The 9,513-nt window shown below is 70.6% G+C and carries 8 protein-coding genes; 5 read left to right on the top strand and 3 right to left on the bottom strand.

Features of this window, described 5'->3' with window-relative positions:
• A partial coding sequence (locus tag AAG827_RS05395; protein ID WP_341924819.1) for a hypothetical protein occupies positions 1–1,086 on the bottom strand: 1,086 nt, incomplete at its 3' end.
• A gap of 343 nt (positions 1,087–1,429) precedes the next feature.
• Between AAG827_RS05395 and AAG827_RS05390 the strand changes: the two genes are divergently transcribed.
• The 4 genes from AAG827_RS05390 (at position 1,430) to ppsA (ending at position 6,085) form a co-directional block, all read left to right on the top strand.
• Complete coding sequence (locus tag AAG827_RS05390) at positions 1,430–1,972, top strand: AAA family ATPase (RefSeq protein ID WP_341924818.1); 543 nt, start codon at positions 1,430–1,432, stop codon at positions 1,970–1,972.
• Positions 1,973–2,094: 122 nt separating this feature from the next.
• Positions 2,095–2,697: a hypothetical protein gene (locus AAG827_RS05385; protein ID WP_341924817.1), complete on the top strand. Its 603-nt coding sequence runs from the start codon at positions 2,095–2,097 to the stop codon at positions 2,695–2,697.
• 83 nt (positions 2,698–2,780) lie between these two features.
• Positions 2,781–3,665, top strand: coding sequence for a pyruvate, phosphate dikinase/phosphoenolpyruvate synthase regulator (gene ppsR / locus AAG827_RS05380; protein ID WP_341924816.1), 885 nt, complete (start codon positions 2,781–2,783; stop codon positions 3,663–3,665).
• Entirely contained in the window at positions 3,662–6,085 is a 2,424-nt protein-coding gene (gene ppsA / locus AAG827_RS05375; protein WP_341924815.1) for a phosphoenolpyruvate synthase, read from the top strand. Before ppsR ends, ppsA begins: the two co-directional genes overlap by 4 nt.
• An 81-nt stretch (positions 6,086–6,166) precedes the next feature.
• Here the strand turns inward: ppsA and AAG827_RS05370 are convergent, their stop codons facing one another.
• Positions 6,167–6,913 (bottom strand): helical backbone metal receptor, encoded by a 747-nt coding sequence (locus AAG827_RS05370; protein WP_341924814.1) that lies wholly within the window; start codon positions 6,911–6,913, stop codon positions 6,167–6,169.
• A complete protein-coding gene (locus AAG827_RS05365; protein WP_341924813.1) occupies positions 6,910–7,410 on the bottom strand; it encodes a thioesterase family protein in 501 nt (166 codons plus the stop codon). The genes AAG827_RS05370 and AAG827_RS05365 overlap by 4 nt, the downstream gene beginning before the upstream one ends.
• Before the next feature lie 102 nt (positions 7,411–7,512).
• Here AAG827_RS05365 and AAG827_RS05360 point away from each other — a divergent pair, with 102 nt between their 5' ends.
• Positions 7,513–9,492, top strand: a complete 1,980-nt coding sequence (locus AAG827_RS05360; RefSeq protein ID WP_341924812.1) for a clostripain-related cysteine peptidase — start codon at positions 7,513–7,515, stop codon at positions 9,490–9,492.
• Positions 9,493–9,513: the final 21 nt, after the last annotated feature.

Genomic DNA, 9,513 nt, shown 5'->3' with positions numbered 1-9,513 from the left:
GGTGGTGAACGACGGCACGTAGGGGTCGGTCCCGTCGTGGCCGGCATCGTGGCCGCCTGCGCAGTGGGTGGTGAGGTCGAGGACGGGGCGGATGGTGACGTGGCGGTCGGTCCTCGCGAGCCAGTCGCGGACGGTGGTGGCGAGGAGGGTGTGGCCGTGCTCGTCGGTGGCGAGGAGTCCGCGGCCTTCGAGGGCGTCGGTGTCGAGGTGGACGTAGGCCACGATGCTCTTGCTCGGCGCCGGCGCGTCCTGGTGGTTGAGGAGGGCGAGGGCCCGGGCGGGGTCGGCGAGGATCCCGACCGCCATGGAGCGGCGTACGTCGAGCGACTCGAGGGATCCGTCGCGCTTGAGCGCGTCGGCGACCTGTGACAGGGCGGTGTCGAAGTCGTGGAGGTCGGCCCAGTCGCCGCGGATGTCCATGGTGGCGATCCCGGTGTGGCCCATGGTCCTCTCGTCGAGGGTGACGTGGCGGTGCTCGAGGGCCTCGAGGGACTCGATCTCGACGAGCTCGGCGTAGAGCTTCAGTTTGGCCTCATCGATGAGCCGGTCGACGGTGACGAGCCCGGCGGTCTCCGCGATCGGAGCGATCGCCTTGTCGACGCGCTCCACCACGTCCCTCGGTGTGCCGAGGACGGCGCGGGCGATGCGGTGCGCCCGCCAGATCGGGACCTTCCCGGAGGACACCTTGGCGTGGAGGCGGGGCATGCGGTGGCGGATGACGAGGCTGTCGCGGATGAACGCACGCCCGGCCGTGGTGGACATGTTGTTAGCGGTGGCGAAGGGTGCGGCGGCGTTCCAGGCGATGGGTGGGATGCCGAACCACTGGTCCTCGTCGAGGTCGCCGGTGCCGGGGGTGCGGTCGTCGCGGTCACCGAGGTCGTCGGCGGGCACGGAGCTGCGGTGGGGTGCTTTCCAGGACTGGTCGCCCGGGGTCTCGGGGTGGGCGTGGGCCCCCGCGATCGCGAGGTGGAACAGATCCAGCGCGGCCTGGTCGGCTGCCGCTCGGGTCTGTCGGACGAGGGTGATGAGGTCGGTGGGGGTGGGCGCGTCGTCGTCGACCTGGTGGGGGTCGATGACGGTGGTCATGGCATCTAGTGTAGTCGAAGACACGTTCGGTTGACAAGCACTTGTTGACATGTGCCGCGCCGTCCGGCTAGTGGTTTCGAGGCTCGCTGCGCTCGCACCTCAACCAGCGTTGGGGTCTCGACGCCTCCTCGCTGGCGCTCGTCGGGCTCGACCACCGACAGGTCCGGCTCGGCCAGCGAGAGCCCTCTTCGGTGGCCATACGTTTGACCACCCCGCAAGCGCGGGGTCCGGCTGGTCTCGACCACCGGGTGGTTTCGAGGCTCGCTGCGCTCGCACCTCAACCACCGTGAGGGTCGCGGCGGGTCTCGGTCGCACGTCGACCTCCGCGACTACGGTCAGGGACGTGGAGCAGTGCCCTCGTCTCGTCGTCGTGCGGGGCAACGCCGCGTCCGGGAAGACGTCGATCGCCGCCGAGCTGCAACGCGAGTGGGGGCCGGGTGTCGCGGTGATCGGGCAGGACCACTTCCGTCGGGTCGTGCTGCGCGAGCACGACGTCCCCGGAGCCGACAACATCGGTCTCATCGCCCACACGGTGCGCTACTGCGCGAGCATCGGTCTCCACGTGGTCCTCGAGGGGATCCTCCTGGCAGAGCACTACGGCGCCATGCTCCGCGAGCTCGTGGCCGAGCACCCGCGCCCGACCCATGTGTTCTACCTCGACGTGCCGCCCGAGGAGACGACGCGCCGACACCTGGCGCGACCCCTCGGTGCCGTCGTGCCGGCCGAGGTCTTCCGCGAGTGGTGCGTCGACGACGACCGGCTCGGCGTCCCCGGCGAGGTGGTGCTCGACGGAGCCCCGCCCCTGGAGATCGTGCTCGCCGCCCTGCGTGAGCACCTCGGCCCGCTCGAACCGCAGCGGGAGCCCAACCCGAGCCGCTACCTCTGAGCCACTACCTCTGAGCCGTGGCCAGCGTGGCCACCTCGCGGCGGCCCAGCTCTGGTCCGAACCCTCCGTCACCACGCCTCGTGGAGGCAACGCGATATCGCCCTGCCTGACAGGATCACGCCGTGCTCGCCGTCATGTCCCGCCTCGTGGTGTCTTGCACGATCCTCGGGATCGGGGTGGGGTTGCTGCTGACGGCGGCGCTGGGGTCGGACGGCTACTCGACCATGATCAGCGGGATCTCGCTCGCGCTCGGCGTGGAGTTCTGGATCGTCAACCTCGTCGCGGGCATCGTGCTGGTGGGCCTGGCGTGGGCGGGCGGCCTGACGCCCGGGATAGGGACCGTGGTCCAGCCGCTCGTCGTGGGTGTGGTGGTCTCGGGAGTCCTGGCGGTCCTGGAGGAGCCGGACCAGTGGTGGGGCCGTGCCCTGCTGCTCGTCGTCGCCCTGCCGGTGCTGGCGGTGGGGGTCGCCGGCTATCTCGCGGAGGATGCCGGGGCCGGGCCTGCCGAGGCACCCGCGCTCGCGCTCGACCCGCCGTTGCCGTTCCGCTGGGGCTACGGTCTCTTGCTGGGGGCCGGCGCCGTCGTCGGGTATGCCTGCGGCGCAGCAGTCGGGCCGGGGACGCTGCTCGCCATCGTGGTGCTCGGACCACTGGTCGACTGGATCTCGTCGCGGGCCTTCTCGCGAGGCCCCGCCCGGGACCACGCCCGCCGGAGCGGCGCCTAGCAGACCCGGACGCCGACGACCGGCGGCGAGCCACGTGCGACGATGCACCTCATGCGTCAGTCCGGGACCGGGAGGTGGACCGCATGAACGAGCCCAGCAGCGACGTCGCGGTGCCCGTGTTCTTCCTGTCCGACAGCACCGGCATCAGCGCGGAGACGATGGGCAACGCGTTGCTCATCCAGTTTCCCGACCAGGTCTTCGAGCGCACGGTCATCCCGTTCATCTCCACGGTCGAGGACGCGCGCCGGGTGGTCGAGATCCTCGACGAGGCCATGGCCGGACCGGTGACCCCGCTGGCGTTCACCACCGCCGCCGAGGACAGCATCCGCGACGAGCTCAGCAAGACGACGGCGCCGCTCATCGACTTCTTCGACATGCACATGAGCCGGGTGGAGAGCATCCTGGGCCAGCGCGGCATCCGCGAGGCCGCGCGACTGCACGGCGTCGGCGACATCAAGCGCTACAACACCCGCATGGCCGCCGTGGAGTTCACCATCGAGCACGATGACGGGCAGAGCCTGCGCGCGCTCGACAAGGCCGACGTGATCCTGCTGGCCCCCTCGCGCTGCGGCAAGACGCCCACGAGCATGTACCTTGCGCTCCAGCACGGCCTCTTCGTCGCCAACTACCCCCTCGTCGACGAGGACCTCGAGTCCTCCGACCTGCCGCGCCCCGTCAAGGACCTGCAGGACCGGTGCTTCGGCATCACCACGACCGTCGACCGTCTGGCCCGGGTGCGCAACGAGCGCCGCCCGGGCTCGCGCTACGCCACTCCCGAGCAGTGCCGCTGGGAGCTGCGTCGCGCGACCGAGATCTTCGCCGCCCACCGGGTGCCGGTCATCGACTCGTCGGCCAAGTCCGTCGAGGAGATCTCCACGTTGATCCTGCAGACGCTCAAGAGGAACGGCGGCGTCCCCAGCCGTCAGCGTTTCAAGGCCCGCGACAACCACGGAAGTGAGCAACCATGAGCACCGGGACCACCCAGCCCCACGAGCAGAGCCGCAACGTCCGGTGGTTCTCCGAGCTCGGCCTGGGCGACCTCGAGCAGGTCGGCGGCAAGAACGCCTCGCTCGGTGAGATGGTCTCCCACCTCACCGACCTCGGCGTCCGCGTGCCCGACGGCTTCGCCACGACCTCCGAGGCCTTCCACCGCTTCATCGGGGACACGGGTCTGGCCGAGCGCATCGCCGGCCTGCTCGACGACCTCGACACCGACGACGTACGCCGGCTGGCCGAGGTCGGGCGCGAGATCCGCGAGGCCGTCGTGGGCCAGCCCTTCCCGGAGGACCTCGAGGCGGAGGTGCGCTCGGCCTACGAGAAGCTCGCCGCCGACAGCGGTGGCGACGAGGCGTCGTTCGCCGTGCGCTCCTCGGCGACCGCCGAGGACCTGCCCGACGCGTCCTTCGCCGGTCAGCAGGAGACCTTCCTCAACGTGCGCGGCATCGACGCGGTGCTGCTGGCCATCCGCGAGGTCTTCGCCTCGCTCTACAACGACCGTGCCATCGCCTACCGCGTCCACCACGGCTTCGCCCACGCCGACGTCGGCCTGTCCGCCGGGGTGCAGCGCATGGTCCGCTCCGACATCGGCAGCTCGGGCGTCATGTTCACGATGGACACCGAGTCGGGCTTCAAGGACGCCGTCTTCATCACCTCCGCCTTCGGCCTCGGCGAGGGCGTGGTGCAGGGCGCGGTCAACCCCGACGAGTGGTACGTCTACAAGCCGGCTCTCCGCGCCGGACGCCCCGCGGTGCTCAAGCGCGGCGTCGGCGGCAAGGCCACCAAGATGGTCTACACGAGCGACGAGACCGTGGGTCGCACCACCGAGTTCGTCGAGGTGGACCCGGCGGAGAGCCGCCTGCTCAGCCTCACCGACGACGAGGTCGAGGAGCTGGCGCGTCACGCGCTGGTCATCGAGGAGCACTACGGCCGCCCGATGGACATCGAGTGGGGCAAGGACGGCGTCGACGGCCAGCTCTACGTGCTCCAGGCGCGACCGGAGACGGTCGAGTCCCGGCGCACGGGCGCGCTCGAGCGCTTCAAGATGAACGGCTCCGGACCCGTCCTCGTCGAGGGCCGCGCGATCGGCCAGAAGATCGGCGCCGGCGCCGTGCGCGTCATGAAGTCCATCGACGACATGCACCTCTTCCAGACCGGTGAAGTCCTCGTCGCCGACATGACCGACCCCGACTGGGAGCCGATCATGAAGCGCGCCTCGGCGATCGTCACCAACCGCGGCGGGCGCACCTGCCACGCCGCGATCATCGCCCGTGAGCTCGGCATCCCCGCCGTCGTCGGCAGCGGCTCGGGCACGCGCGAGCTCGCCGACGGTCGGGAGGTCACCGTCTCGTGCGCCGAGGGCGACACCGGCCTGGTCTACGAGGGTCTCCTCGACTTCACCGTCGAGCGCACCGAGCTCGACTCGATGCCCGACGTCCCGGTCAAGATCATGATGAACGTCGGCACGCCGGAGCAGGCGTTCTCCTTCTCCCAGCTGCCCAACGCCGGCGTCGGCCTGGCCCGTCTCGAGTTCGTCATCAACCGCCAGATCGGCATCCACCCCAAGGCCCTGCTCGACCTCGCCGCCGACCCCGACAGCCTCGACCCGGCGCTGCGCGACCAGATCACCGAGACGATCGCGGCCTACCCCGGCCCCCGCGAGTTCTTCGTGCAGCGCGTCTCCGAGGGGATCTCCATGCTGGCGGCGGCGTTCGCCCCCAACCCGGTCATCGTGCGGATGAGCGACTTCAAGTCCAACGAGTACGCCAACCTCGTCGGCGGTGAGGCCTACGAGCCCCACGAGGAGAACCCGATGATCGGCTACCGAGGTGCGTCGCGCTACCTCTCCGCCGACTTCGCCGAGTGCTTCGCGATGGAGTGCGAGGCGCTGCGCCACGTGCGCGACGAGATGGGCCTGACCAACGTCTGGGTGATGATCCCCTTCGTGCGCACGCTCGCGGAGGCGCGCGGCGTCATCGACCTGCTCGGCAAGCACGGCCTCGTGCGCGGGGAGAACGGCCTCAAGGTCGTGATGATGTGCGAGGTCCCGTCCAACGCGGTCATCGCCGAGCAGTTCCTCGAGCACTTCGACGGCTTCTCGATCGGCTCCAACGACATGACCCAGCTGACACTCGGCCTCGACCGCGACTCCGCGCTGGTCGCCGAGGGCTTCGACGAGCGCGACCCGGCGGTCAAGCACATGCTCAGCCTGGCCATCAAGGCCTGCAAGGCGCAGGGCAAGTACGTCGGCATCTGCGGCCAGGGGCCCTCGGACCACCCCGACCTCGCGGAGTGGCTGCTGGAGCAGGGCATCGAGTCGATGTCGCTCAACCCCGACACGGTCGTCGACACGTGGCTGCGGCTGGCGAAGGTGAGCCAGGCTCAGAGCTGACCGGGGTCTCGACGGGCGCTCGCTGCGCTCGCTGCTCGACCACCGGCGCTCGCTGCGCTCGCTGCTCGACCACCGGAGGTGTCAGAGCTTGAGCGTGGCGGCCTCGACCAGGGAGGGGCCGTACCACGTCAGCAGGCGCCCGCTCACCAGTCGGGTCGGCGTCCGGGTGAAGGCCTCGGGGCCGTCCTCGGCGGTGAAGACGTAGGGCTCGTCCGGCAGCAGCACGACGTCCGCCCCGGCAGCGTCGACGGCCTCGAGGTCCACGGTGGGGTAGCGGTCGGCGTGCTGGGCGAAGACGTTGTCCCAGCCGAGGCGGCGCAGCAGGTCGCCGGTGAAGGTGGAGCTGCCCACGACCATCCAGGGGTCGCGCCAGATCGGCATCGCGACGCGAGCCGTCACGGGCGGGACCGGCCCGCACCACAGCGAGCGCGAGCGCAGCAGCCACTCCGGCCACGGCCAGCCGAGCACGTCGAGCAGCCGCTCGAGCGAGGCGATCGCGCCGGGGACGGTCTCGATGTCGGTGACCCAGACCCGCACGCCGGCCTCGCGCAGACGTCGTACGTCGATCTCACGGTTCTCCTCCTTGGTGCACACGACGAGGTCGGGGGAGAGGGCCTTGATCGCGGCCAGGTCGGGGTTCTTGGTGCCGCGCACGCGGGTGACGTCGAGGTCGGCGGGGTGGGTGCACCAGTCGGTCGCGCCGACCAGCGCCTCGCGGTCGACCGAGGCGAGCGCCTCGGTGATGGAGGGGACCAGCGAGACGACCCGGCGCACGGGCCGGGGGCCGTCGTAGACGGTGCCGAGGTCGTCGAAGGGGAGGTCGGTCATCGGCGCAGGCTCAGCCGGTTGGCGGCCTCGGCGACCCACGGGTGCGCAGCGATCTCGGTGTCGAGGGCGCTCGCGATGTCGTCGGGGATGTCGCACGCCCGGCGGGTCTCCATGGACACGTGGACGTATATCACCTCCATCACGCAGGCGACCCGGTCGTGCGTGCGGTCGAGCACGAAGGAGACCGCGTGCACGGCCTTCGAGGTCCGCCCGGCGATGCCGGTGTGGACCGCGTAGGGCTCGCCCAGCCGCAGCTCGCCGAGGTAGCGGATGGAGTGCTCGACGGTGAAGAACGACAGCCCGCGCGCCGGGATGTAGTCCTCACCCATCCCGAGCTCGCCCAGCCGCAGCCAGGCCGCCCACGAGCCCTCGCGGAAGTAGACCGAGATGTTCATGTGGCCGTTCTCGTCGATCGCGTCCGGCGCGACGGCCTGGTCGAAGTGCGACGGCAGCGAGCGGACCTGGTCGGCCGTGGGCAGGAGGGGTGCGGGACTCACGTGCCGAACCTACCGGCGTGTGACGTGCGCCCGGTCTAGCCCCCATCGCACCGCTGGACGCTTTGGCAGACGGACGTCCGGCTGCGGCCCTAGTTTCGCGACGTGCCTCCCTTCACCGCGCCCTCGTCACGTCTGGTCCTGGCCTCCGCGGCCCTGCTCCTGCTCACCTCCGCCTGCAGCGGCGGGGGCTCCGACAAGCCCGACTCCGACGGTGGCGGCGGTGGTGGCGCCACGAGCGCCGTCGAGCACACCGGCCGCGAGGGCGACGGTTGGACGGTCCTGCACTACTCCATGGCCGACACCGACCTCGAGCCGTTCATGGTCGCCGACGTCAACGAGATCGGCGTGGTGGGATCCAACGACAACCTGCACGTGCGTGAGTTCATGGACCGCAACGAGGGCTACGGCGACGACGAACTGCTCGACCAGGGCAGCTGGGTCGGTGGCCGGATCCTCGACATCGGTCAGGGCGGCGCGACCGAGGTCGTCGAGGACCTCGGCGACGTCAACTCCGCCGACCCCGAGGTGCTCGCGTCGTTCATCGCGGAGGGCATCGAGGCCAACCGGGCCGGGCACTACGCGCTGATCATCAGCGACCACGGCGCCTCCTGGCCGGGCATCGGTCCCGACGAGGGCAGCGACTACGACGTGCTCGACCTCGCCGAGATCACCGCCGGCATCTCCAGCGGTCTCGAGCAGGCCGGTGTCGACAAGCTCGACCTGCTCGGCTTCGACGCCTGCCTGATGGCCAACTACGAGGTCGCGAGCGCCGTGGCGCCGTTGGCCGACCGGCTGGTCGCCTCGCAGGAGCTCGAGCCTGGCCACGGCTGGGACTACACCTCGCTCCAGCTGCTGGCCGACGACCCCGACGCCACGGTCGACGAGCTCGGCTCCGAGATCATCGCGGGCTTCGAGGGGCAGGCCCTCGACCAGGGCACCAGCGACACGATCACGCTCTCGATGGTCGACCTGACGCAGATGGAGGCCGTCGACGAGGCGGTCGCCGCCTTCGCCGGGGCGATGGAGGAGCAGTCGACCGATGTCGCACCCGCCGTGGGGCAGTCCGAGGCGACCACGCTCGCCTTCGGCAGGAGCCCCGACCAGAGCCAGGACAAGCACCTCAGCGACCTCGGGCTGCTGGCGGCCTCGATCGGCGAGTCCGCACCCGAGGTGGCGCAGGAGGCCGACGCGCTCGTCGGTGCGCTCGACGACGTCGTCCTCGACAGCGTGGAGGGGGCCGGCACCGCCGGCGCGACCGGTCTGTCGATCTACCTCCCGCCGGTCGTCGAGCTCGCGGACCCGGCGTACGCCGACGTGGTGAGCTCGGAGCAGTGGCGCTCCTTCCTCGACAGCTACTACTCCGCGGGCGAGGCGATCCCCGACGAGGAGCTGCCGACCTTCACCGACCCCGACGCCGGCCCGGAGGTCAGCTTCGACGAGGACGGCAGCATCACGCTGTCAGGCGCCTACGACCCCGCCGCCCTCGAGAACATCACCGCGGCGACGATCAGCTATGCGCTGGTCAACGACGACGACTCGATCACCTACCTCGGCGAGGAGATCGCGGACTTCACCGACGAGGGCGGCTCGCCCACGGCGTCCGGAAACTACGACCTGACGTTCCTCCAGATCGACGACGGCGTGGACTCCGCCTACGCCTACGTCGACCTCGACCTGAGCGACGACCTCAGCACGGCGTTCTTCGACGTGCCGATGACCTACTACGCCTCCACCGACCCCGATCAGCTCGAGCCCCAGGACGCCCTGCTGTCCCTGGTCCTCGACGTCGAGGCGGGGGAGTTCGTCAGCGAGACGATCTACCTCTACGACGAGCTGACCGGCGGCTACGGCGAGCTGGCGCCCGACCCCGAGGGCATCATCATCCCGGACGTGCTGACCATCGGCGCCGACGGCGAGCAGGTGTGGGAGCCGACCAGCGACGTCGGGCTCTACTCCGACGTCGCCAACCTGAGCTACGAGTTCGTGCCGCTCGACCCGGGCACGCTGCTCCAGGCCGACCTGACCGTCGTGGACTACGGCGGCAACTCCAGCACGCTCAGCTCGCTGGTCGAGGTGCCGTAGGCCCCGTGCTCAAGGCCCCGT

Source organism: Nocardioides psychrotolerans (genome assembly GCF_943371775.1).
GTDB lineage: Bacteria > Actinomycetota > Actinomycetes > Propionibacteriales > Nocardioidaceae > Nocardioides > Nocardioides psychrotolerans_A.
Note: the sequence above shows the minus strand (reverse complement) of the source record. Positions and strands in the feature narration are given on the sequence as shown.

Bases quoted from the DNA above. Each gene is read 5' to 3' on its own strand.
- AAG827_RS05370 (WP_341924814.1), bottom strand. From the start codon at position 6,913: ATGACCGACCTCCCCTTCGACGACCTCGGCACCGTCTACGACGGCCCC.
- ppsA (WP_341924815.1), top strand. From the start codon at position 3,662: ATGAGCACCGGGACCACCCAGCCCCACGAGCAGAGCCGCAACGTCCGG.
- ppsR (WP_341924816.1), top strand. From the start codon at position 2,781: ATGAACGAGCCCAGCAGCGACGTCGCGGTGCCCGTGTTCTTCCTGTCC.